Raw genomic sequence first — 22257 nt, forward strand, 5'->3', positions numbered from 1 at the left:
GAACTGCGCATTGTCGCACGTTCGACGTTTTCGCGCAACGACGCGCGACGCGGAACCCGGCAACGACCGCCTCGTATCGACTGGCGAACCCGCCACGCGGCCTCACCCGCCTTGTTGCGCGACGTCGCGCGCATGGGCCACCAGCCGCGTCAGGATGCGGTCGAACTGCGCGCGTTCGGCGTCGCTGAGGCAGGCCACGATCTGCTGGTTGCGCGCCTCGATCACCGCCATCAGCCGCCGCCACAGGCGCTGCCCCTCGGGCGTGAAGCGCAGCACCACCCCACGCGCGTCGGTGGCGCTGGCGGTCTTTTCGACCAGGCCCTTGTCGACCAGCGCCTGCGCGGCGCGGCTGGCCTGCGCCTTGTCCACGTTGGCGCGCTGCGCCAGGTCCTTGACCGACAGCGGCGCGAACGCACCCACCGCCGACAGGCAGCGCCCTTCGCCCAGGGGCAGGCCGGTGGCCGCCAGGTAGGCGTCCTGCGTGACCTTGTCGGTCAGCTTCTGCAGCGTGTGCAGCCGGTGCGTGAACGAGTCGGGCAGCGGCGTGCGCACGCGAGTGCGGCGAGCAGTAAGGGCGTCGGCAGCGGCGGGCCGGTCAATGGGGGGCATGGCATTCCTCGGGCGTCGAAATGGTTGCGCGCGCAACCAATTCAATGAATAATAGCGCAATCACGCGAAGCTGCCGTCGCGGCCACCCTCCGGAGACATCTTGCATCAGCCCACCACCGAACCGCGTCCGTCGATCTACTACGACTACCAGGTGCACGCGCCCTGGCTGCCGTCGCAGCACGGCGCGCAGCCGCGACACAAGGTCGTCATCGCTGGCGCCGGCCCGGCCGGCATGGTGGCGGCGCTGGAGCTGGCCCGCCACGGCGTGCCCAGTGTCATCGTCACGTCCGAACTGCAGGTGTCGCAGGGCAGCCGCGCCATCGTGTTCACACGCCGCTCGATGGAGATCCTGCAGCAGGTGGGCACCGCGCAGCGCATGACCGAGAACGGCCTGCCCTGGCGCTTCGGCAATTCCATCTACCAGGGCCAGACCGTGTTCCGCATGGAGGCGCCTCACGACGCCGACGACCGCTTCTTCCCCATGCTGAACATCCAGCAGCAGTACATGGAGGAATACCTGATCGACGCCTGCGCCGCCAGCCCGCTGATCGACTTCCGCTGGGGCAACAAGGTGACCGGCGTCGAGCAGCGCAGCAACCACGCCCGCGTCACGCTCGACACGCCCGAGGGCGAATACGTGCTCGAGACCGACTGGCTCGTCGCCGCCGACGGCGGGCGCTCGGACATCCGCACCCTGCTGGGGCTGAAGATGGAAGGCGCGTCGTACGAAGGCCTGTTCGTCATCGCCGACATCCGCATCGACCTGCCCTTCCCTACCGAGCGGCTGGCCTTCTTCGACCCGGTGTGGAACCCCGGCAACACCATCCTCATGCACCGCGAGCCGCACGGCATCTGGCGCGTCGACTACCAGCTGCCGCCGGGCGAATCGCCCGAGCAGGCGCTGCGGCCCGAATCGCTCAAGGCCCGCATCGACGCCCAGCTGGACATGATCGGCTTTGGCGGCACGCCGTGGGAGATGGACTGGTCGTCCGTCTATTCGGCCCGCACGCTGACGCTGCCCGACTACGTGGTCGGCCGCGTGCTGTTCACCGGCGACGCCGCGCACCTGCTGCCGATCTTCGGCGTGCGCGGCGCCAACACCGCTTTTCAGGACGCGCAGTCGCTCGGCTGGCATCTGGCCTACGTCGTCAAGGGCCTCGCGGGCCAGCGCCTGCTGGCCAGCCACAGCACCGAACGCGTGGGCGCCGCGCGCGAAATCATCGACGAAGCCGGCAAGAGCACGCGCTTCATGGCCCCGCCCACACGCGGCTTTCGCCTGCTGCGCGACGCGGTGCTGTCGCTGTCGCGCACGCAGGCCTTCGTGCGGCCGCTGTACCACTGGCGCACCTCGCGCCCACATGAATACACGCACTCGGCGCTCAACAGCGCCGGCGACGACAACGCGCTGTTCACCACCGGCCCGGCACACGGCGCGCCGCCGCGCAACGTGCGCCTGGGCGCCGACGACTTTTTGCTCGACCACCTGGGCGGCGGCTTCGACCTGCTGTACTTCACCGACGCCGATGCCCTGCCCCTGCCGCTGCAACAGGTCATCACCGCGCAGCGCGCGCGTGGCGTGGCGGTGCGCGTCACCGCCGTCGGCGCGCCGCATCCGGTGCAGGGCGCCGACCTGACGCTGGCCGACGCCGATGGCCGCCTGCGCGAACGTTATGGCATCGGCGCCAGCGGCGGCGCCTACCTGCTGCGCCCGGACCAGCACGTGTGTGCGCGCTGGCTGACGCTGGACGCCACGCGCCTGCAGGCCGCGTTCACACAGGCCCTGCCGCAATGAGCCCCGGAGACACCCCCATGCCCACCGCCCTCAGCATTCCCGACCTCGAATCCGTCTACGACCTGCTGGCCCGCGCCATCGACCAGGCTGGACCGGAGAAGTCCGAACTGTTCCTGGTCAAGCTCGCCCTGCTCAACGCCGACGCGCTGGGCGCGCACGACACCGTGCAGCGCCACATTCAAGCCGCGCTGCAAGACCTCTGACATCACTCCAAGGAGACACCCATGGCCCTCATCGAAAAAATCCACCACGTCGCCTACCGCTGCAAGAACGCCAAGCAGACCGTGGAGTGGTACCAGAAGTACCTCGACATGGACTTCATCCTGGCGATTGCCGAGAACGAAGTGCCCTCCACCAAGGAGCCGGACCCGTACATGCACATCTTCCTGGATGCGGGAAATGGCAACGTGCTGGCCTTCTTCGAGCTGCCCACCCGCCCCGAAATGGGCCGCGACCCCAACACCCCCGCCTGGACGCAGCACCTGGCGCTGAAGGTGGATTCGGTCGACACCATGATGAAGGTGAAGGCCCGGCTGGAAGCCGATGGCATCGAGGTCATCGGCCCGACCGACCACACCATCTTCCAGTCGATCTACTTCTTCGACCCCTCGGGCCACCGTCTGGAACTGGCAGCCAATACCTCGACGCCCGAAATGGACAAGGAGCTGGACCGCGTCAAGTGGGACATGCTCAACGAGTGGGACCGCACCAAGAAGGCGCCCGAGCACGCGCGCTGGATGCATGATGGGAAGGGGCTCACCACCCCCTGAGTCGCTGACGCGCCTTCCCCCTCTGCTGCGCGAGGGGGACAACGCCGTGCCGTGCACGGCGTTCGCCGGCATGGCCTGCGCCGCGGCCTTTTCGACATGAGGCGCTGGCCGCTGTAGCAACACCACCCGTTTTCGATCAAACTTGACGCATGACACCACTGAACGAAACCCACGATCCGAAACTGACCAGCTGGGTGGCCGCCGCCAACGACGGCCGCACCGACTTTCCTATCCAGAACCTGCCGTTCGCCATCTTCCGCCGTCAGGGCAGCAGCGAAGCCTGGCGCGGCGGCGTGGCCATTGGCGACCAGATCGTCGACATGGCCGCTGCCGTGCAGGCCGGGGTGTTCAGCGGCGACGCGCTGGCGCCGGCGCAGGCGGCGGCCGAATCCACCCTCAACAGCCTGATGGGTTTGGGGCCGCAGCGCTTGTCCCATCTGCGCAAGGCGCTATCAAAAGCATTGCAAACCGGTTCAGCGAAAGAAGCCGCCCTGAAGACCTGCCTGGTGCCGCAGGCCGACGCCGAATACACCGTGCCGGCGCGCATTGGCGACTACACCGATTTCTACACCTCGGTGCACCACGCCACCAACATCGGCAAGCAGTTCCGCCCCGACAACCCGCTGCTGCCCAACTACAAGTGGGTGCCCATCGGCTACCACGGCCGCTCGTCCAGCATCGCCATCTCGGGCCAGTCGTTTCCGCGCCCGCGCGGCCAGACCATGCCGCCGGGCGCTGAGTCGCCCAGCTTCGGCCCCTGCAAGCGGCTCGACATCGAGCTGGAACTGGGGGTGTTCGTCGGCGCCGGCAACGCGTCGGGCGAGCCGATCGACATCGCCGACGCCGAAGACCACGTGTTCGGCATCGTGCTGCTCAACGACTGGTCGGCGCGCGACATCCAGGGCTGGGAATACCAGCCGCTCGGCCCCTTCCTGTCGAAGAACTTCGCCTCCACCATCTCGCCCTGGGTCGTGACGACCGAGGCGCTGGCCCCTTATCGCGTGCCCGCCGTGGTGCGCCCTGAAGGCGACCCGCAGCCGCTGCCCTACCTGGACTCGGCCCACAACCGCGACGCCGGCGCGTTCGACATCCAGCTTGAAGCGCTGATCGAAACCCCCGCGCTGCGCAGCGCCGGCCAGCCGCCCGCGCGCCTGTGCCTGACCAGCTACCGCCACGCCTACTGGACGGTGGCGCAGATGGTCACGCACCACACCGTGAACGGCTGCAACCTGCAGCCCGGCGACATGCTGGGCTCCGGCACGCTGTCCGGCCCCACACTCGACCAGGCCTGCGCGCTGATCGAACTGACCAGCGGCGGCAAGAACCCCGTGCAGCTGCACGGCGGCGAGCAGCGCACCTGGCTGGAAGACGGCGACACCGTCATCCTGCGCGGCTGGTGCGAAAAACCCGGCGCCGCGCGCATCGGGTTTGGGGAGTGCGTGGGGACGGTGCTGCCGGCCAGGTAAAGGCTGGCCGATCAGCCTCTGCGGGCGCGCGCTTCCAGCCACCACAGCCGCGCCAGCATCCCCATCATCCCGATGGAGCCGGTCGCGGCGACCAGGGCCAGCCACAGCCAGACGTTCATGCCTTGTGCGCGCAGCCGCGGCAATGCCAGCGCCCACACCGCGCTGGCGGCCAGCAGCAGGTCGAACCAGATCTGATTGCCCCACAAGCCACGGGCACTGTGCTCGGGCCAGAACCCCAGCGCCCCTTCGCGCGCGCCGGCCACCATCGAAAAGACCAGAAACAGCGCGCTGATGAGGGCGGGAATCACCCATGCCCCGTCGCGAAGGCCGCGATCCGACGTGCGCAGCGTCAGAACCGCCGCCCCCAGCACGAACGCCAACCCGGCAAGCAGCGCCAGCACACCGGTCAGCTGACGGGACGTTTCCATATCGACTCCTCTGTCTGTGGGTTGGAACGCGTCGGATGCTACAACGCGCGTCAAGGCGACGCTGAACAAGTCGCAGCGGAGGCTGGCGCTGCGGTTGGGGACGGAATGCAAGGCGCAAGTCGCACCCATAGCGTGGGCTATGGGCCAGGATTGGCAACGCCGCACACCGCCCAAATCCACCGATGCCAGCGCCGAGAGGGGCGTGTTCATCGCGTTGCCTTAAGCTTTCGCGCGTGTCTGCCCCCGCCCTTCGCCGCATCGCCCACCTCGACATGGACGCCTTCTACGCGTCGGTCGAGTGGCTGCGCTATCCGCAGCTGAAGGGCTTGCCGATGGTGATCGGCGGCGGGCGGCGCAAGGAGGACGACCTGATTGGCCGGCTGAATGTCGAGCGGCCCGAGCGCACCTGGACGGCCGCCGATCTGGCGGAGATTCCGGTCGACTTCTTTCCGCTGCTGCGCGACTACGTGGGCCGGGGCGTGATCACCACCGCCACCTACGCGGCGCGGCCGTTCGGCATCGGCTCGGCCATGGGGTTGATGAAGGCGGCCAGGCTGTGTCCGCAGGCGATTTTGCTGCCGGTGGACTTCGACGAATACCGCCGCTATTCGCGCGCCTTCAAGGCGGTGATCCGCGACATCGCGCCGGTGATGGAAGACCGCGGCGTGGACGAGGTGTACATCGACTTCACCGACGTGCCGGGCGGCCAGCGCGAAGGCGGGCGCGTGCTGGCGCGGCTGATCCAGAAGAGCATTGCCGACGCCACCGGCCTGACCTGCTCGATCGGCGTGGCGCCCAACAAGCTGCTGGCCAAGATGGCGAGCGAATTCAACAAGCCCAACGGCATCAGCATCGTGCACGACGGCGACCTGCAGACGCTGATCTGGCCGCTGCCCTGCCGCAAGATCAATGGCATTGGCCCCAAGGCAGACGCGCGGCTGCAGGCCCACGGCATCCAGACCATCGGCGACCTGGCGGCGCGCGACCAGGCCTGGCTGGTCGAGCACTTTGGCCGCAGCTACGGCGCCTGGCTGCACGACGCCGCCTGGGGGCGCGACGCGCGACCCGTGGTGACCGAGAGCGAGCCGGTCAGCATGAGCCGCGAAACCACCTTCGACCGCGACCTGCACGCCGTGCGTGACCGCGCCGAGCTGGGGCGCATCTTCACACGGCTGTGCGAACAGGTGGCGGGCGATCTGCAGCGCAAGGGCTACGTGGGCAAGACCATCGGCATCAAGCTGCGCTACGACGACTTCAGGATCGCCACGCGCGACCAGACCGTGGCCGAGCCCACGGCCGACGCGCGCCGCATCCGTCAGGTGGCCGGCCAGTGCCTCAAGCGCGTGCCGCTCGACAAGCGGCTGCGGCTGCTGGGCGTGCGGGTGGGCTCACTGGCCAAGGCGGATGCGGCGCGCGCCGAAGATTCCACGTCCCACGCCGATCTGCCGCTTTTCCAGCAAGCGCCGGCAGCTACTGAAAACTGAGCATCCAGGCGCCGCGCGCGCAGCGTCGCCGGCGCGACTGGTGGCCACGGCGGCCAGCCTCTACAGTGCGGGCATGAACACGCCCGCCCTCACCTGCTTTCAGTTTTCCATCACCAACCACGTTGCCCACCTGGTGCTCAGCCGCCCCGAGGCGATGAACACGATGGGCCCGGTCTTCTGGCGCGAGCTGGACGGCGTGCTGGCCTCGCTCCACCAAGGCAACGCCGCGCGCGCGCTGGTCATCTCCAGCACCGGCAAGCATTTCTCGGCCGGCATGGCGCTGGACGTGTTCGGTGGCGCCATCCACCTGGACGACGCCAGCCCCGAAGGCCGCGCCGCCATCGCCGACCTGCTGGCCGGGCTGCAGGCCACCTTCACGCGGCTGGAGACGCTGCGCATTCCGGTGATCGTCGCCATCCAGGGCGGCTGCATCGGCGGCGCGGTGGACATGGTGACCGCCGCCTGCATCCGCTACGCCACGCAGGACGCGTTTTTCTGCATCCAGGAAATCAACATCGGCATGGTGGCCGACGTCGGCACGCTGCAGCGCTTGCCCAAGCTGGTGCCGCTGGCGGTGGTCAAGGAGCTGGCCTACACCGGCCGACGCCTGTCCGCCGAGGCCGCACGCCAGTATGGGTTGGTGAACGCCGTGTTTGATTCGCCCGAAGCGTGCCTGGCGGCCGCCCTGCAGTGCGCGCAGGAAATCGCCGCCAAGCCGCCGGTCGCCATCTGGGGCACCAAGCAGGTCATCCACTACGCGCGCGACCATTCGGTGGACGACGCGCTGCGCCAGATGGGCTGGGTGCAGGGCGCGATCTGGAGCAACGCGCACGTGCGCGAAGCGGTGACGGCGATGAAGGACAAGCGCGAGGGGCGCTTTCCGCCGCTGGCCGAACTGCGGGATTTCTAAGCTTTTTGCAGCGCCAGCGCTTGCTGAGACAGCGCGAGCAGCTATCTTTTTTTGAAGCATTTGCGCCGCGCCGTCAGCCCGCGCCGCGGCCGAAACGCAGCTTCATCACGGTGATGGCGCCGGTCAGCACCACCATCACCGCGTTGGCCACCACCAGCGGCATGTCGCCACGCAGCCAGCCGTACAGCAGCCACAGCGCCAGGCCGATGGTGATGATGACGTAGGTGGGCAGCGAGATGCCCGACACGTCGCGCGTGCGCCAGGTGCGCCACACCTGCGGCACGAATGACGATGTGGTGAAACCCGTGGCCACCAGGCCCAGGATGTCCAGTGCGTTCAAGCGCCTCTCCTCCGTTGTTTGGGTGACGCATTCTGGCGGAAGGCTGGCATGCTTGTCGCATTTCAACGGCATCATTCGGCCACATGCTTTCAGCCTCCGCCCCTCGCGCCTTTGTGCTCGGCAACTTCGTGCTGGCCTGCTGCTGGCACGTCGGGCGGCAGCCGATGCCGGGCGAAACGCTCGAGGCCGACCACTTCCACGCCGAGCCGGGCGGCAAGGGGCTTAACGTCGCCATCGGCCTGCGGCGGCTGGGTGCCGACGTGCAGACACTGATCGGCTGCGGCCAGGACCGGGCGGCTGATGCGCTGCTGGCGCTGCTGACTGCCGAAGGGCTGCCCAACAACCATGTGCACCGGCTTCCGGGCGCATCGGGCTGGGGGTCGGGCCTGATCGGCGCCGACGGCCACAACAGCATCGCGGTGTATCTGGGCGCCAACCGCCTGCTGACGGCAGAGCACGCCCATGCCGCCCGTGGCAGCATTGGCGCATCGCAACTGGTCTACGGGCAGTTCGAAACTTCGCTGGCGGCGGTGGAGGCGGCCTTCGCCATCGCCCACACCCACGGCGTGCCCACGGTGCTGAACCCATCGCCCTGGCGCACACCGCCGCAGGCGCTGGCCGCCACCACGCACACGCTCATCGTCAACGCGGTGGAAGCCGCGGCCCTGCTGAACCTGTCGGGCGACCCCGTGCCGACGGCCGCGCAGGCGACGCAGACGGTAGCCGCGCGCCTGCCGGCGCTGGGCGGCGCGTGGCCGGCGCTGCGCCGGCTGGTGATCACCCTGGGCGCCGAAGGCGCGCTGGGCATGGAGCGCGCGGCGCAGGCAGAACCGTGGCGCGCCTGGCACGCGGCTGCGCCGCGCATCCAGGCGGTGGACACGGTGGGCGCGGGCGATGCCTTTGCCAGCGGCTACTGCACCGCCGTGCTGGCTGGGCAGCCGCTGCCGGTGGCGCTGGCCTGGGGCAACCTGTGCGGCGCGCATGTGGCGGCGCAGCGGGGCGTGCTGACCGCCCTGCCCGGCGCGGCATGGCTGCACCAGGCGCTGGCGGGCACCGTGGACGGCGCCGTACCGCTCTCCATTTAAGAGCGGTTGGCGCTGACTGCGTCAGGGCTGCAGCTGCATGCGGTACACGTACGCGTCGCCGCGGAAGGTACCTTCGACGTATTCGACCAGCGCACCGGCCAAGTCGCGCGTGGTGCGCTTGAACAGCAGGCAGGGCTGCGGCGTGTCAAAGCCGAAGGCAGCGCCCTCGGCGTCGGACGACAGCACCGCTTCGACCGTCTGCTCGGCACCGCCCAGCTGCACGCCGCAGGTCTGGCGCAGGCGCTCGTAGGCCGAGCCGCCGCCGTCCCAGTCGGCCATGGCGGGTGCGACGGTCAGGTCGTACCAGGCCAGTTCGCGCGTCATGGGCACGCCGTCGGCTTCGCGCACACGCTCGATGTGCAGGAACTGCGCGTTGGACGGGCGCTGGAAGATCGACGCAAGGCGGCGGTCCATCACCACTTCGCACACCAGCAGCGTGGTGGAGGCGAACTTGCCCAGCTCCTGCATTTCCTCGGTAAAGCCTTTCAGGCGGCCGAGCAGCGGCTCGACGCGCGCGGCCGGGCGGCGCACCACGCTGCCGGCGCGGCCACGGCCGCCCACGCGCTGGTCCTGGCGCAACTGGTCGTAGCTGCGCTTGACGGTGGAGCGACTGACGCCGAGGGTTTCAGCCAATTCGCGTTCGGGTGGCAGGCTGGCGCCTTCGCGCACCGTCCCCGAAGTCAGCAGCTCGTCGAGCTGCGTGTAAAGCTGGCGCCACAGGGGCTCGGGCGCCCGCGTATCCAATTGGAGTGTCGAAAAACTACTTGACATAAGACTGGGCCTGGCAAGCCTCAAAAAAACTACGAAAGGGCCGCACGACCCGCCCCCCCAAAAAGGGGTTTGCGCGGGAGGCGGGATTATGCGCCAAAGCCCCCTGAAAGCCCATCACCTAGGTTACACCCCGTGCAGGACATCACAGTTTCAAGGTATTTATGCGCTGGCGGGCCAGAAAGCCCGGCGGTGCCGCCCAAGCCGCCTTGGCGTCACTGCCGCGCAGTGCGCACGGGCGCCGGCGCCGGGCCGGGGTGGCTGGTGCGCCAGGGGTTGATGTCGAGCCCCCCACGGCGCGTGTAGCGCGCATACACCGACAGCTTGAACGGCCGACAGCGCTGCCAGAGGTCGGTAAACATGCGCTCAACGCAGTGCTCGTGAAAATCGCTGTGGTTGCGAAAGCTGACGATGTAGCGCAGCAGCCCGGCCTGGTCGATCTGCGGGCCGGTGTAGCGGATCTGCACGCTGCCCCAGTCGGGCTGGCCGGTGACGGGGCAATTGCTTTTCAGCAGGCGGCTGGTCAGTGTTTCTTCAACCGGCTGCTCATCGAACGCGGCGCTCAGGTGCTCGGGCGCGGGTGCGTCGTAGTGGTCGCACTCGATGTCCAGGCGATCGAGGTTCAGGCCGTCCAGTTCGCCCACCGCCTCGCGGTCAAAGTCGTCCGGCGCGATCAGCCGCACCCCCGCCGACGCCTGCAGCGGCCCGCCCTGCCACAGCGCCGCGCTGACGTCCGCCTGCAGGCGGCGGCGCACCTCGTCGGGATCGGCGATGCGCGTGCCGCTAAAGCTGCCCAGGTACAGCTTGAACGACTTGCTTTCGATGATGTGCGTGCTTTCGCACGGCACCACGATGTGCGCAATGGCCACCTGCGGCTTGCCGCGCATGTTGAGCCACGACAGCTCGAACGCCGTCCACAGGTCGGCACCGAAAAAACCCGGCTGGCCGGTAATGCCCAGTTGGGCCCGCTGCGGCGCGCGCGGGATCGGAAACAGCAACGACGGGTCGTACTGGTCGGCGTAAGTGGTGTGGCGGCCGAGGGGAGAGTCGGCGGGCGATGCGAAGGACATGGTCAAGCCTTGGCCACGGGCGAAGCGTGGAGAGGGTGTTCGCGCAGGAACGCAAGCAGGCGCGGCTGCAGGCGGTCGCACACGGCCGGCTCCAGCAGGTGGGCCATGTGGTCGATGGCCTCGAAGCGCGCCCCGCGAATGCGGCGCGCCGTGTCCTGGCCGCACGCCAGGGGCACAAAGGGGTCATCGCGCCCATGCAGCACCAGCGTGGGCGCGCTGATGCGGGCCAGCTCGGCCGCGCGGCCGGTGTCGGCCATCACGGCCGCCAGCTGGCGCAGGTTGCCCACCGGGTGGTAGGCGCGGTCGATGGTGGCTTCGATGAAGGGCCGCAACTCGGCCTCGGGCACGGGATGCGTGGGGCTGCCGACGACGCGAAAGAAATCCAGGTAATAGCGGATCACGGCTTCCCGGTCGCGGCTGCGCGGCTTGGCCAGCAGCACCTTCAGCACCTGCGGCTGCAGGCCCGGCAGGCCGCGCGCGCCGCTGGAGCTCATGATGCTGACCAGCGAGCCGACGCGCTCTGGCCAGCCGATGGCCATGCGCTGCGCGATCATGCCGCCCATGCTCATGCCCACCACGTGGGCGCGCGCCACACCCAGCGCGTCCAGCACGCCGATGGTGTCCTGCGCCATGTCAGCCAGGGTGTACGGGGGTTTGGGGCGGCCGCCCAGCGCCAGCCGCAGGCCATGCCAGGCCAGGTTGGGCCGCCCCAGTTCTGTCAGGTATTGCGACAGGCCCGCGTCGCGGTTGTCGATGCGGATCACGCGGTAGCCGGCCGCCGCCAAAGGCGCTGTGATCTGGGGCGGCCAGTGGATCAGTTGCCCGCCCAGGCCCATGAGCAGCAGCACCGGCTCGCCCGCGCCGCCCGAGTCCTCGACTTCCAGGCGCAAACCGTTGGCGGTTACCTGCATGGCGACAAACCGATGCCTTGGTCCTTCACCCCCGCGCGGGCGGGCGCGGCGCCGCTCACTTGAACTCGCCTTCGCGCAGCCATTTGGTGGCGATCCACTTCTCGCCCGCGATGACGGGGGCGCCGCCATGCAGCGTCTTGGTGCTGGGGTGGGCGCGCTCGTAACTGAAGAACACCGCGTTGCCGCGCTTGGGCGCGACTTCGAACAGCGCGTTCGGGAAGGTGGTGCCGCCGCCTTTTTCGGGCTCGCTCAGGTACATCACCACGGTGCCGACGCGCTGGCCGCCCCGCTTGAGGATGGTCGGCGTGCCCGGCTCATGGGGGTCGAAGTAGTCGTAGTGCGGCTTGTATTCGGTGCCGGGCACGTACTGCAGCACCTGGATGCCCTCGCCGTTCTGCACCGGCCAGTTGACCAGCCGCGCAATGCGCGCCTCGATGGTCTTGACCAGCTCGTTCTCGCCCCGCTGGAAGAACATGCCCTGGCTGGTGCGGTCGGCGTTGACTTCCTCGCCGCCGGTCTTGGTGGCCACCGTCAGCGAGCGGCTCATGCGCGGCCGCGCCGCGGCGATCAGCGCATCGCATTCCTCGTCCGACAGCAGGCCGCCGAACACGACCACGCGCGGCGAGCCCATCACGCTCAGCACGGCCACCTGGCGGTCGCCGCCGTCCAGGTACAGGGGCGATTCGTCGACGTCCGGCTCGGGCACCGGCACGGCGGGCGGCAGGCCCTGCGCGGCGGCCTGTTCGTCCAGATGGCTGCGCAAGGTGGATTCGAGCGCGTCCAGCGCCACGTCCTCGTCCCAGCCGGAGGCCTTCATCGACTCCAGCACGCTTTCGGCGCTGTGGCCGGCCTGCGCCTGGGCGACGATCCACTGCCGCAATTCGGGGGTGATCTTCTGTGTCATGTGCGGTCAGCCCTTTCGGCGGAATACCAGGCGGTCCGGCTCGGACGCGGCCGGCGCGAAAGCGTATCGTTCCAGATCAAAGCCGCGCAGGTCCTCGGGGCGGTCCACGCGGTGCTGCGCGGCGTAGCGCGCCATCAGGCCGCGCGCGCGCTTGGCCAGGAAGCTGATGACCTTGTACTGGCCGCCCTTGTAGTCCTCGAACACGCAGTCGATCACGCGCGCCTTCAGCGCCTTGCGGTCGACCGCCTTGAAGTATTCCTGCGATGCCAGGTTGACGAGGATGGGCACCGGCTGGCCCGCCATCTGCTGGTTCAGGTGGTCGGCGATGCGCGTGCCCCAGAACTGGTACAGGTTGGCGCCGTGGTCGGTCGCCAGGCGCGTGCCCATCTCCAGCCGGTAGGGCTGCATGCGGTCGAGCGGGCGCAGCACGCCATACAGGCCGCTCAGGATGCGCACGTGCGCCTGCAGCCAGTCCTGCTCGGCGGCGCCCAGCGAGCGCACGTCCAGCCCGCCGTACACATCGCCATCGAAGGCGAACACGGCCTGGCGCGAATTGCGCGCCGTGAAGCGTGGGCGCCACGCCTCATAACGCGCCACGTTCAGGCTGGCGAGCGGGTCCGACAGCTTCATCAGCTCGGCGATCTGGCGCGGTGACTTTTCGCGCAGCACCTCGATCAGCGCGGCGGACTGGCGCGCAAAGAGGGGCTGCGTGTGCGGCACGTCGGGCGGTACCGGCGTCTCGTAGTCCAGCGCCTTGGCGGGCGACAATACAAACAGCATGCTGCCGATTTTGTACCAAGACGACGACCTGGTCGCCATCGACAAGCCCGCCGGCCTGCTGGTGCACCGCACCGGGCTGGACGCGGGCGAGACCCGCTTCGCCGTACAGCTGCTGCACGCGCAGATCGGCCGGCCGGTGTGGCCCGTGCACCGGCTCGACAAGGGTACCAGCGGCGTGCTGCTTTTTGCCCTGAGCGCAGGCGCAGCCAGCGCAGCACGCTCTGTTTTTGAGAGCAACCAGGTCACAAAGACCTATCGCGCCATGGTGCGCGGCTGGCCGCCGCCCGCCGGCCTGATCGACCACCCGCTGCGCCGCCTGCCCGACGACGCCCGCGCGTCGGCACGCGCGCTGGACGTGCAGCCCGCGCGCACGCGATTTCGCACCCTGGCGCAACTGACGCTGCCCCTGCCCTACGGCGACCACGCCGAAACGCGCTGCGCGCTGATCGAACTGACGCCGCTGACCGGCCGCCGCCACCAGTTGCGGCGGCATTGCAAGCACATGGCGCACCCCATCGTCGGCGACGCCACGCATGGCAAGGGGCCGCTCAACCGCGCGCTGGCCGGCTGGCTGGGCCTGCAGCGGCTGTGGCTGCACGCGCTGTCGCTTGAGCTGCAGCACCCGCTGACCGGCGCGCCGTTGCGGATCACTGCGCCGCCGGGCAACGAATGGCAGCGCTGGCCGCTGCCGCTACCGTAATAGGGCCTCAGGCGTGCGCGAGGCCCTCGCGCCGCATGCGCTGGCCCTGCAGCCACCACACCAGCGCTGCCAGCAGAAAGCCGGGCAGGAAGAACCAGTACTTGGTGGGCCGGTCGGTGGGCACCTGCACGTGGCTGACTTCCCAGCCCGGCTCGAAGCCCGAGCGCTTGGCCTGCGAGCCGAACTTGACGGTGCCCACCTGCATGTCGCTGCCCAGCGGCACCAGCGCCAGGCCGGCGTCCGACAGGCGCTTGCGGCCGTCCGGGCCCTTGTCGCCCAGTTGCACCGACACCGTCTTTTCGACGTCTTCGCCTTCGAGCGTGGTGCCTTTGATCTGCAGCACCAGCGTGCCGGCATCGGGCAGATCCTTCGCCACGTCATACACCTGCGTGGCGGGCGCGCTGCGGTATTCGGGCGCGATGCGGTCCATGAAGAAGCCGGGGCGAAACAGCATCACCACCGACAGCGTGAGCAGCGCGAATTCCCACCACTTCAGCTTGATGCGGAACCAGTTCATCGTCAGCGCCGCAAACACCAGCATGGCGACCGAACAGGCAGTGACCACCAGGATCAGTTCACCCCAGCCATGCACGTCAATCAGCAGCAGTTGCGGGTTGAAGATCCAGATGAAGGGCAGGATGACGGTGCGCAGCGCGTACAGCGCGCCCTGGATGCCGGTGGCAATCGAATCCTCGCCCGAGATGGCCGACGCGGCAAACGTGGCCAAGCCCACCGGCGGCGTGATGTCGCCCATGATGCCGTAGTAGAAGACGAACAGGTGCACCGCGATGAGCGGAATCACCAGCCCCGCCTGCGCGCCCAGTTCCACCGCCACCGGCGCCATCAGCGTGGCCACCAGCACGTAGTTGGCCGTCGTCGGCACGCCCATGCCCAGCACCAGGCACACGAAGGCGATGAACAGCAGCATCAGCATCACGTTGCCGTGGCTGACGAACTCGACGAACTCCGTCATGCGCAGGCCCAGCCCGGTGAGCGTGATGGCGCCGACGATGATGCCCGCCGTAGCCGTCGCCACGCCAATGCCGATCATGTTGCGCGCGCCATCGTTGAAGCCCTGCACCACCGAATCCGCCCCCTGCAGCCAGGCGCCGGGCGTCTTGACGCCGCGGAAGAAGTCGATCAGCGGACGCTGCGTGAGCATCAGCACGATGAGCGAGGTGACGGCCCAGAAGGCCGACAGCGACGGCGACATCTCCTCCACCATCAGGCACCAGATCAGCACGCCGATGGGAATCAGGTAGTGCAGGCCCGCGCGCACCGTGGGCCAGGTTTCCAGCGGCCGGGGGTTGTTGACGTCGATGTCTTCCGGCAGGTCGGGGCAACGTGCGGCCTCGCGCAGCGCGTACAGGTACATGGCCAGCAGCGTGCCGCCGACGGCCCAGGGTGCCGCGGCGCCCAAGGTGCTCTTGAAGAACTGCAACGCGTAATACAGCACGCCGACGACCATGAGCGTGCCGCTGATGCCGATCAGGTTGCGCAGCACGCGGTCGCGCCAGCTGCGCGCTACGCGTGAGGCGACGGGCTGCATGCCCATCTTCAGCGCCTCCAGGTGCACGATGTACAGCAGGCCCAGGTACGACAGCGATGCGGGCAGAAACGCGTGCTTCACCACGTCGGAATACGGAATGCCGACGTACTCCACCATCAGGAACGCCGCTGCCCCCATCACCGGCGGCATGATCTGGCCGTTGACGGAACTCATGGTCTCAATGGCGCCGGCCTTTACGCCGCCGTAGCCGGCCTTCTTCATCAGCGGAATGGTGAAGATGCCGCCCGACACCACGTTGGACACCGACGAGCCCGAGATCATGCCGTTGAGCGCCGACGACACCACCGCCACCTTGGCCGGCCCGCCGCGCATGTGGCCTAAAGCGGCAAAGCTGACCTGCATCATGTAGTTGCCGCCACCCGCGCGGTCCAGCAGCGCGCCGAACAGCACGTAGACAAAGATGGTGCTGGCCGACACGCCCAGCGCAATGCCGTACACGCCCTCGGTCGTCAGCCACATGTGCGAAAGCAGGCGGTTGAGCGACGCGCCCTTGTGCGACAGCACTTCGGGCAGGTAGGGACCGAAATAGCAGTACGCCAGAAAGCACAGCGCCAGCAGGGCCATGGGCCAGCCGACGGCGCGGCGCGTGGCCTCCAGCAGCAGCAGCAGGCCCGTGGTGGCGACCACGATGTCCATCCCGGTCGGCTGGCCGGGTCGCGTGGCCAGCTCCCGATAAAAGAGCATCAGGTAGGCGCCGGCAAAGGCGCCGACGATGGCCAGCACCCAATCCAGCGCCGGCACGCGGCGGCGCGGCGACGACTTGAACGCCGGCCAGGCCAGGAACGCCAGCGCCAGCGAAAACGCCAGGTGAATCGCCCGCGCCTCGGTGTCGTTGAGGACGCCGAAGCCCAGCGCAAACGGCAGCGGCGACGCGTACCAGTACTGGAACAACGCCCAGGCCAGCGCCAGCGTGAAGATGACCCTGGCCGTGGCGCCGCTCGGCTTGCGGCCGCCGGTGTCGGTGTCGGCCACCAGTTGTTGCAAGGCTTCGGGAGCTTTTTCGATGTCGGTGGCCATGTCGAATCCGTCGTCTACTATCGATTCAATAGCTGCCCGCGCTTTTCCCGATGGCGCTGGCGGGCTTTGGAGCGGGTATCGGCCACCACGAAAAAGGCGAAGTCACCTTCGCCTCTTTTGTGGGTGGCCTGGCGCCATCGCAGGCTTACTTGATCCAGCCCTTTTCCTTGTAGTAGCGCGCGGCGCCGTCATGCAGCGGCGCGCTCAGGCCGTTCTTGACCATGTCCTCGGGCTTGAGGTGCGCCAGCGCCGGGTGCAGCTTCTTGAACTCGTCGAAGTTGTCGAACACCGCCTTGGTCACGGCGTAGATGGTGTCGGCCGGGGTCTTGGCCGAGGCCACCACCGTGGCCAGCACGCCATAGGTGTTGGTGGCCTGCGGGTTGTTGGGGTACAGGCCGGCCGGGATGGTGACCTTGGCGTAGTAAGGCTTGCCTTCGACCAGCTTGTCGACCGCCGGGCCGGACAGCGACACCAGCCTGGCGCCGCAGCTGGTGGTCGGGTCCTGGATGTTGGCGCTGGGGTGGCCCACGCCGTAGAAGAAGCCGTCGATCTTGCCGTCGCACAGCGCGGGGCCGTGCTCGTCGGCCTTCAGTTCCGACGCCAGCGAAAAGTCGCTCAGCTTCCAGCCCATGCCGCCCAGCAGTTCTTCCATCGACGCGCGCGTGCCCGAGCCGGGGTTGCCGACGTTGAAGCGCTTGCCCTTGAAGTCCTCAAACTTGCCGATGTTGGCTTCCTTGCGCGCCACCACGGTGAAGGGCTCGGGGTGCACGGCGAACACGGCGCGCAGATCGCCCACCGCGCCGTCCTTGGCAAACTGGTTCAGGCCCTTGACGGCGTTGAACTGCACGTCGGACTGGGTGAAGCCCAGGTCGAGTTCACCCGCCTTGATGGTGTTGACGTTGAACACCGAGCCGCCGGTCGATTCGACCGAGCAGCGAATGCCGTGCTTGGCGCGGTCCTTGTTGACCAGGCGGCAGATGGCGCCGCCGGCCGCGTAGTACACGCCGGTCACCCCGCCGGTGCCGATGGTGACGAACTTCTGCTGCGCGGCGACCGGCGCCGTCCACAGGGCGGCCGAAGCGGCGGCCACCAGGGCCAGGGTCTTGAAAGCGGGTGCGAAGCTCATGCGCATGTCACTCCTAGATGAAACGGTTGAAAGACACAAAGCCTGCCCGGTCAACCCTGGGCGAGCGCCGTATCCACGGCGTCGGCCAGCCGGTCGACGATCTGCACCAGTTCAGCTTCCCGGGTGATGAACGGCGGCGCCAGCAGGATGTGATCACCATAGCGGCCATCCACCGTGCCGCCCATGGGATAAACCAGCAGCCCGCGCGCAAACGCCGCCGCCTTGACCTTGGCATGCAGGCGCCGTGCCGGGTCGAACGGCGCCTGGGTGGCGCGGTCCTGCACCAGCTCGACACCCCAGAAGAAGCCACGCCCGCGGACGTCGCCCACCTGCGGATGATTGTTGAACTTTTCGGCCAGCAGCGCTTGCAGGACGGGCGCATCGCGCTGCACTTTCTGTAGCAACCCGTCGCGCTCGATGACCTGCTGCACCGCCAGCGCCGCCGCGCACGCCACCGCGTGGCCCAGGTAGGTGTGTCCGTGCTGAAAGAAGCCGCTGCCCTGCGAGAACGCGTCGACGATCTTCTTCTGCGCCAGCACCGCGCCAATCGGCTGAAACCCCCCCACCCAGCCCCTTGGCGATCGTCATCAGGTCGGGCACCACGCCTTCCTGCTCGCACGCGTGCAGCGTGCCGCAGCGGCCCATGCCGCACATCACCTCGTCCAGGATCAGCAGCACGCCGTGCTTGTCGCAGACCTCGCGCACCGCCTTGAAGTAGCCAGTCACCGGCACCAGTACGCCGGCGGTGGCGCCGCCCACGGTTTCGGCGATGAAGGCCAGCACCTTGCCGGGCCCGACGCGCTGGATGGCCTCGTCCAGCTCCTGCGCCAGCCGCTGGCCGTACTGCTCGGGCGTCTCGTCTGCACGCTGGTCGCGGTAGGGGTAGCACGGCGCGACGTGCGTCACGTCCATCAGCAGCGGCGCAAACTGCGCGCGGCGCCAGGCGTTGCCGCCCACCGCCAGCGCGCCCAGCGTGTTGCCGTGGTAGCTCTGGCGCCGGGCGATGAAGTGGCTGCGCTCGGGCTGGCCGATTTCCAGGTAGTACTGGCGCGCCATCTTCAGCGCCGCCTCCACGGCCTCCGAGCCGCCGCTGACAAAGTAGGCATGGCTCATGCCCGCCGGCGCCGTGCGCACCAGCTGGTCGGCCAGTTGTTCCGCGACCTTGGTGGTGAAGAAGCTGGTGTGCGCGTAGGCCAGCCGATCGATCTGCGCATGCATCGCCGCCAGCACGGCCGGGTGGCCATGCCCCAGGCACGACACCGCGGCGCCGCCCGAGGCGTCGATGTAGCGCTGGCCGGCGGCGTCCTGCAGCCACACGCCCTCGCCCTTGACGGCGACCGGCGGGGTGGACAGAAGACTGCGATGAAAAACGTGCGTGCGTGGCGTGCTGCTCATTCGACGGGCCTTCAGCGCCTGCGTCGCCAACCCGCGGGCGAACGCGTCAGACGCCTGGCAAGGCTAGCACGCGACGGCTGGCCGAGGCAGCCGCGAAAACACCCACTGTGGGCGGCAAGGGCGCGTCAGTAGCGGCGCGGCAGCGGCCGCTGCTCCACGTCGACGCGGCCGTCGGCCCATTCGGTGATCACCGTTTCCAACGGCCTTGGGCGCGGGGCCCGCACCGGCACGGCGCGATCCGCCACGGGCGCGCGCTGCCACACCTGCTCGGCATTGGCCGGTGCGACGACGGCGATGTCACGGCCGACCACCGCATAAGGCGTGCGGGCGCTGGCGGCAATGTGCACGTGGGTCAACAGCGGCGCGGTTGACGGGGCTCTCGTCGATGGCGTCACCTACTCGGCGACGGTCACGTCAGAGGCGCAGCCGTCGGGGGTCAGCGTCACGCGGCCGCCGTCCGGCACCGTGACGGCCTGCGCCGCGCTGGCCGGTGCCTCATCGGCCCGATGCACGATCTGGCCCTCGGCGTCGTGGACGGTGTAGCAGGCGGCGCCGGCCTGGGCAGCACCCAGCACCATCGCGGCGATGAACAGCAGGCGGAATGTGGGCGGCGGTGTCATGGTCGGCTCCCCGGCGCCCCGTGGATGGCGATCCAGTGAACAACGCGCCATGCCGCTGATGTTCGTCACGCTGCGCCGCCGCCGATGCCAGCCGCGTTTGCGGCAGCGTGTCGGCCGGCGCCGACAATGGGCGAAAAAAAACGCCGGCAGCTACTATTTTTGTAGCTTCCAGCGCTTTATGGGCCTGCGCAACAGGCCGATTCGGATTGAAATTTACTGCGCCGTCCAGCCACCATCGTTGGCCCAGGCCTGGCCGCGGATGTTGTTCGCCGCATCGCTGCAGAAGAACGCCGCCATGCCGCCCAGCTGCTCGGGCGTGGTGAACTGCTGCGACGGCTCTTTTTTCGCTCAGCAGCTCGCGCGTGGCCTGTTCCACGGTGATCTTGTCCTTCTCGGCGCGCGCGTCGATCTGCTTTTGCACCAGCGGCGTCAGCACCCAGCCGGGGCAGATGGCGTTGGCGGTGACGCCGGTGGTGGCGAGTTCCAGCGCCGTGACCTTGGTCAGGCCCACGATGCCGTGCTTGGCCGCCACGTAGGCCGACTTGTCCTTCGACGCCACCAGGCCGTGCACCGAGGCGATGTTGATGATGCGGCCCCAGTTCTTGTCGACCATGTGCGGGATCGCCAGCCGCGTGGTGTGGAAGGCAGACGTGAGGTTGATCGCGATGATGGCGTCCCAGCGCTCGGTGGGAAAGTCGCGAATGCTGGACGTGTGCTGGATGCCGGCGTTGTTGACCAGGATGTCGACGCCGCCGAACTGCTCGGCCGCGAATTTCATCATGGCCTCGATCTCGGCCGGCTTGCTCATGTCGGCGCCGTGGTATTCGGCCCGCACGCCGTGCGCGGTAATCTGCGACTTGGGGCCTTCCACGTCGCCAAAGCCGTTCATCACGATGTTGGCGCCCTGCTTGGCCAGCTCGATGGCGATGCCAAGGCCAATGCCGCTGGTGGAGCCGGTGACGAGGGCGGTCTTGCCTTTCAGCATGCTCATGGGGTGTTCTCCTGTTGTCTGCACAAATGAAAAAGCAGGGCGACGCGCGTGCGGCGAACCCTGCTTGTGGTGAAACGGTGCCAGTGGCTCCGGTCGGCTTACTTGATCAGCGGCACGCCGGTCTTGGACTGTGCTTCTTCCAAGGTCACGCCATCGGCCAGTTCGGTCACCTTCAACCCGTCGGGCGTAACGTCGAACACGCCCAGGTCGGTGATGATGCGGTCGACCACGCCCACGCCCGTCAGCGGCAGCGTGCACTGCGGCAGGATCTTCATGTCGGTGGTGCCGTCCTTCTTCTTGGCCACGTGCTCCATCAGCACGATGACGCGCGCCACGCCGGCCACCAGGTCCATGGCGCCGCCCATGCCCTTGACCATCTTGCCGGGAATCATCCAGTTGGCGAGATCCCCCTTGTCGGTCACCTGCATGGCACCCAGGATGCTCAGGTTGATCTTGCCGCCACGGATCATGGCGAAGCTGTCGTGGCTGCCGAAGATGCTGCTGCCCTTGATGGTGGTCACGGTCTGCTTGCCGGCGTTGATGAGGTCGGCGTCCACCTCGTCCTCATACGGGAAGGGGCCGATGCCGAGCATGCCGTTTTCGGATTGCAGCCACACCTCGACGTGATCCGGCACATGGTTGGCCACCAGCGTGGGAATGCCGATGCCGAGGTTGACGTAAAAGCCGTCCTGCAGTTCTTTGGCCGCGCGCGCGGCCATCTGGTCTTGGGTCCAGGCCATAGTTCGTGTCTCCTTAAACTTTGCGGTCGCGCGTGGTGAGCTTTTCAATGCGCTTTTCGGGCGTCGGGTTGTGCACGATGCGGTGCACGTAGATGCCCGGCAGGTGCACGTCGTCCGGCGCGATTTCGCCGGTGGCGACAATGCGCTCGACCTCCACGATGCAGATCTTGCCGGCCATGGCGGCGGCGGGGTTGAAGTTGCGCGCCGTCAGGTTGAAGCGCAGGTTGCCGCTCTTGTCGGCCACGTCGGCCTTGACCAGCGCCACGTCGGCCACCAGCGAGCGCTCCATCACATAGGTTTCGCCGTCGAACTCGCGCAGCTCCTTGCCCTCGGCCACCAGCGTGCCGACGCCGGTCTTGGTGAAGAAGGCGGGAATGCCGGCACCACCGGCGCGCAGCTTCTCGGCCAGCGTGCCTTGCGGGGTGAATTCCAGCTCCAGCTCGCCGGCCAGGTACTGGCGCTCGAACTCCTTGTTCTCGCCCACGTAGCTGCTGATCATTTTCTTGATCTGGCGCGTTTCCAGCAGCTTGCCGAGGCCAAAGCCATCGACGCCGGCGTTGTTGCTGATGGCGGTCAGGTTCTTCACGCCCGAATCGCGCAGCGCTTCGATCAGCGCTTCGGGAATGCCGCACAGGCCGAAGCCGCCGACGGCCAGCAGTTGGCCGTCCTTGACGACGCCCTTGAGCGCCTCGGCGGCCGAGGGGTAAATCTTGTTCACAGGCAATGTCTCCTCAAGAAAAAATGGGGGCCACGGGACAACCCTGAACCATACTACGTACCC

22 protein-coding genes and 2 pseudogenes are annotated in these 22257 nt (G+C 68.2%); 8 read left to right on the forward strand and 16 right to left on the reverse strand.

What is annotated here, in order from left to right; translation table 11 throughout:
• Positions 1 to 102: 102 nt before the first annotated feature.
• The gene (locus R0D99_RS12845; protein WP_317748570.1) at positions 103 to 609 is read right to left on the reverse strand and encodes a MarR family winged helix-turn-helix transcriptional regulator; all 507 of its coding nucleotides are present in this window, start codon (positions 607 to 609) and stop codon (positions 103 to 105) included.
• 100 nt (positions 610 to 709) lie between these two features.
• Here R0D99_RS12845 and R0D99_RS12850 point away from each other — a divergent pair, with 100 nt between their 5' ends.
• From R0D99_RS12850 to fahA, 4 genes are all read left to right on the forward strand, one after another.
• Positions 710 to 2401 (forward strand): FAD-dependent monooxygenase, encoded by a 1692-nt coding sequence (locus tag R0D99_RS12850; protein WP_317748571.1) that lies wholly within the window; start codon positions 710 to 712, stop codon positions 2399 to 2401.
• Between the two features lie 17 nt (positions 2402 to 2418).
• Positions 2419 to 2604, forward strand: coding sequence for a DUF2783 domain-containing protein (locus tag R0D99_RS12855; RefSeq protein WP_317748572.1), 186 nt, complete (start codon positions 2419 to 2421; stop codon positions 2602 to 2604).
• 21 nt (positions 2605 to 2625) lie between these two features.
• Positions 2626 to 3171, forward strand: coding sequence for a VOC family protein (locus tag R0D99_RS12860; protein ID WP_317748573.1), 546 nt, complete (start codon positions 2626 to 2628; stop codon positions 3169 to 3171).
• A gap of 149 nt (positions 3172 to 3320) precedes the next feature.
• The gene (gene fahA / locus R0D99_RS12865; RefSeq protein ID WP_317748574.1) at positions 3321 to 4637 is read left to right on the forward strand and encodes a fumarylacetoacetase; all 1317 of its coding nucleotides are present in this window, start codon (positions 3321 to 3323) and stop codon (positions 4635 to 4637) included.
• Positions 4638 to 4648: 11 nt separating this feature from the next.
• Here fahA and R0D99_RS12870 read toward each other — a convergent pair whose 3' ends face one another.
• Complete coding sequence (locus tag R0D99_RS12870) at positions 4649 to 5275, reverse strand: hypothetical protein (protein ID WP_317748575.1); 627 nt, start codon at positions 5273 to 5275, stop codon at positions 4649 to 4651.
• Between the two features lie 62 nt (positions 5276 to 5337).
• On the opposite strand from R0D99_RS12870, the gene dinB reads away from it, so the two are divergent.
• Together dinB and R0D99_RS12880 are read left to right on the forward strand one after the other, a co-directional pair.
• On the forward strand, positions 5338 to 6549 hold the full coding sequence (dinB, locus tag R0D99_RS12875) for a DNA polymerase IV (protein ID WP_317751099.1): 1212 nt from the start codon (positions 5338 to 5340) through the stop codon (positions 6547 to 6549).
• A gap of 73 nt (positions 6550 to 6622) precedes the next feature.
• A complete protein-coding gene (locus tag R0D99_RS12880) occupies positions 6623 to 7459 on the forward strand; it encodes an enoyl-CoA hydratase-related protein (RefSeq protein ID WP_317748576.1) in 837 nt (278 codons plus the stop codon).
• Between the two features lie 73 nt (positions 7460 to 7532).
• On the opposite strand, the gene R0D99_RS12885 is transcribed toward R0D99_RS12880, so the two are convergent.
• Positions 7533 to 7799, reverse strand: coding sequence for a SemiSWEET transporter (locus R0D99_RS12885; protein ID WP_317748577.1), 267 nt, complete (start codon positions 7797 to 7799; stop codon positions 7533 to 7535).
• Positions 7800 to 7882: 83 nt separating this feature from the next.
• On the opposite strand from R0D99_RS12885, the gene R0D99_RS12890 reads away from it, so the two are divergent.
• Entirely contained in the window at positions 7883 to 8884 is a 1002-nt protein-coding gene (locus tag R0D99_RS12890) for a PfkB family carbohydrate kinase (RefSeq protein WP_317748578.1), read from the forward strand.
• A gap of 21 nt (positions 8885 to 8905) precedes the next feature.
• Here R0D99_RS12890 and R0D99_RS12895 read toward each other — a convergent pair whose 3' ends face one another.
• The 5 genes from R0D99_RS12895 to yaaA form a co-directional block, all read right to left on the reverse strand.
• Positions 8906 to 9628 carry a GntR family transcriptional regulator gene (locus R0D99_RS12895; RefSeq protein ID WP_317748579.1) on the reverse strand — a complete coding sequence of 241 codons (723 nt, stop codon included), beginning with the start codon at positions 9626 to 9628 and terminating at the stop codon, positions 8906 to 8908.
• 239 nt (positions 9629 to 9867) lie between these two features.
• On the reverse strand, positions 9868 to 10722 hold the full coding sequence (gene queF / locus R0D99_RS12900) for an NADPH-dependent 7-cyano-7-deazaguanine reductase QueF (RefSeq protein ID WP_317748580.1): 855 nt from the start codon (positions 10720 to 10722) through the stop codon (positions 9868 to 9870).
• A gap of 2 nt (positions 10723 to 10724) precedes the next feature.
• Positions 10725 to 11633, reverse strand: coding sequence for an alpha/beta hydrolase (locus R0D99_RS12905; protein WP_317748581.1), 909 nt, complete (start codon positions 11631 to 11633; stop codon positions 10725 to 10727).
• Between the two features lie 55 nt (positions 11634 to 11688).
• Complete coding sequence (locus R0D99_RS12910; protein WP_317748582.1) at positions 11689 to 12537, reverse strand: 2OG-Fe(II) oxygenase; 849 nt, start codon at positions 12535 to 12537, stop codon at positions 11689 to 11691.
• A 6-nt stretch (positions 12538 to 12543) separates the two neighbouring features.
• The gene (yaaA, locus tag R0D99_RS12915; protein ID WP_317748583.1) at positions 12544 to 13317 is read right to left on the reverse strand and encodes a peroxide stress protein YaaA; all 774 of its coding nucleotides are present in this window, start codon (positions 13315 to 13317) and stop codon (positions 12544 to 12546) included.
• Between yaaA and R0D99_RS12920 the strand changes: the two genes are divergently transcribed.
• Positions 13316 to 14017, forward strand: coding sequence for a pseudouridine synthase (locus tag R0D99_RS12920; RefSeq protein ID WP_317748584.1), 702 nt, complete (start codon positions 13316 to 13318; stop codon positions 14015 to 14017). The genes yaaA and R0D99_RS12920 overlap by 2 nt on opposite strands.
• A 7-nt stretch (positions 14018 to 14024) precedes the next feature.
• Here R0D99_RS12920 and R0D99_RS12925 read toward each other — a convergent pair whose 3' ends face one another.
• The 8 genes and pseudogenes from R0D99_RS12925 to R0D99_RS12960 form a co-directional block, all read right to left on the reverse strand.
• Positions 14025 to 16604 carry a TRAP transporter permease gene (locus tag R0D99_RS12925; protein WP_317748585.1) on the reverse strand — a complete coding sequence of 860 codons (2580 nt, stop codon included), beginning with the start codon at positions 16602 to 16604 and terminating at the stop codon, positions 14025 to 14027.
• A gap of 145 nt (positions 16605 to 16749) precedes the next feature.
• The gene (locus tag R0D99_RS12930; protein WP_317748586.1) at positions 16750 to 17736 is read right to left on the reverse strand and encodes a TAXI family TRAP transporter solute-binding subunit; all 987 of its coding nucleotides are present in this window, start codon (positions 17734 to 17736) and stop codon (positions 16750 to 16752) included.
• 44 nt (positions 17737 to 17780) lie between these two features.
• A pseudogene (locus R0D99_RS12935) lies at positions 17781 to 19125 on the reverse strand (aspartate aminotransferase family protein).
• A gap of 125 nt (positions 19126 to 19250) precedes the next feature.
• Positions 19251 to 19481: a hypothetical protein gene (locus R0D99_RS12940; protein ID WP_317748587.1), complete on the reverse strand. Its 231-nt coding sequence runs from the start codon at positions 19479 to 19481 to the stop codon at positions 19251 to 19253.
• Positions 19482 to 19520: 39 nt separating this feature from the next.
• Positions 19521 to 19745: a hypothetical protein gene (locus tag R0D99_RS17370; RefSeq protein ID WP_416365888.1), complete on the reverse strand. Its 225-nt coding sequence runs from the start codon at positions 19743 to 19745 to the stop codon at positions 19521 to 19523.
• A 213-nt stretch (positions 19746 to 19958) separates the two neighbouring features.
• Positions 19959 to 20730, reverse strand: a pseudogene (locus tag R0D99_RS12950) (3-hydroxybutyrate dehydrogenase).
• A 104-nt stretch (positions 20731 to 20834) separates the two neighbouring features.
• Positions 20835 to 21476: a CoA transferase subunit B gene (locus R0D99_RS12955; protein WP_317748588.1), complete on the reverse strand. Its 642-nt coding sequence runs from the start codon at positions 21474 to 21476 to the stop codon at positions 20835 to 20837.
• Between the two features lie 13 nt (positions 21477 to 21489).
• Positions 21490 to 22194: a CoA transferase subunit A gene (locus R0D99_RS12960; protein ID WP_317748589.1), complete on the reverse strand. Its 705-nt coding sequence runs from the start codon at positions 22192 to 22194 to the stop codon at positions 21490 to 21492.
• Between the last annotated feature and the right edge of the window lie 63 nt (positions 22195 to 22257).

The organism is Ottowia sp. SB7-C50 (assembly GCF_033110285.1).
In the GTDB taxonomy this organism is placed as follows: domain Bacteria; phylum Pseudomonadota; class Gammaproteobacteria; order Burkholderiales; family Burkholderiaceae_C; genus Ottowia.

Excerpts from the sequence above, each read along its gene's own strand:
- fahA (WP_317748574.1), top strand. The coding sequence starts at position 3,321 with ATGACACCACTGAACGAAACCCACGATCCGAAACTGACCAGCTGGGTG.
- R0D99_RS12880 (WP_317748576.1), top strand. The coding sequence starts at position 6,623 with ATGAACACGCCCGCCCTCACCTGCTTTCAGTTTTCCATCACCAACCAC.
- R0D99_RS17370 (WP_416365888.1), bottom strand. The coding sequence starts at position 19,745 with ATGACACCGCCGCCCACATTCCGCCTGCTGTTCATCGCCGCGATGGTG.
- R0D99_RS12930 (WP_317748586.1), bottom strand. The coding sequence starts at position 17,736 with ATGCGCATGAGCTTCGCACCCGCTTTCAAGACCCTGGCCCTGGTGGCC.
- R0D99_RS12845 (WP_317748570.1), bottom strand. The coding sequence starts at position 609 with ATGCCCCCCATTGACCGGCCCGCCGCTGCCGACGCCCTTACTGCTCGC.
- R0D99_RS12955 (WP_317748588.1), bottom strand. The coding sequence starts at position 21,476 with ATGGCCTGGACCCAAGACCAGATGGCCGCGCGCGCGGCCAAAGAACTG.
- R0D99_RS12870 (WP_317748575.1), bottom strand. The coding sequence starts at position 5,275 with ATGAACACGCCCCTCTCGGCGCTGGCATCGGTGGATTTGGGCGGTGTG.
- R0D99_RS12860 (WP_317748573.1), top strand. The coding sequence starts at position 2,626 with ATGGCCCTCATCGAAAAAATCCACCACGTCGCCTACCGCTGCAAGAAC.
- R0D99_RS12855 (WP_317748572.1), top strand. The coding sequence starts at position 2,419 with ATGCCCACCGCCCTCAGCATTCCCGACCTCGAATCCGTCTACGACCTG.
- R0D99_RS12905 (WP_317748581.1), bottom strand. The coding sequence starts at position 11,633 with ATGCAGGTAACCGCCAACGGTTTGCGCCTGGAAGTCGAGGACTCGGGC.
- R0D99_RS12925 (WP_317748585.1), bottom strand. The coding sequence starts at position 16,604 with ATGGCCACCGACATCGAAAAAGCTCCCGAAGCCTTGCAACAACTGGTG.
- R0D99_RS12890 (WP_317748578.1), top strand. The coding sequence starts at position 7,883 with ATGCTTTCAGCCTCCGCCCCTCGCGCCTTTGTGCTCGGCAACTTCGTG.
- yaaA (WP_317748583.1), bottom strand. The coding sequence starts at position 13,317 with ATGCTGTTTGTATTGTCGCCCGCCAAGGCGCTGGACTACGAGACGCCG.
- dinB (WP_317751099.1), top strand. The coding sequence starts at position 5,338 with ATGGACGCCTTCTACGCGTCGGTCGAGTGGCTGCGCTATCCGCAGCTG.
- R0D99_RS12910 (WP_317748582.1), bottom strand. The coding sequence starts at position 12,537 with ATGACACAGAAGATCACCCCCGAATTGCGGCAGTGGATCGTCGCCCAG.
- queF (WP_317748580.1), bottom strand. The coding sequence starts at position 10,722 with ATGTCCTTCGCATCGCCCGCCGACTCTCCCCTCGGCCGCCACACCACT.
- R0D99_RS12920 (WP_317748584.1), top strand. The coding sequence starts at position 13,316 with ATGCTGCCGATTTTGTACCAAGACGACGACCTGGTCGCCATCGACAAG.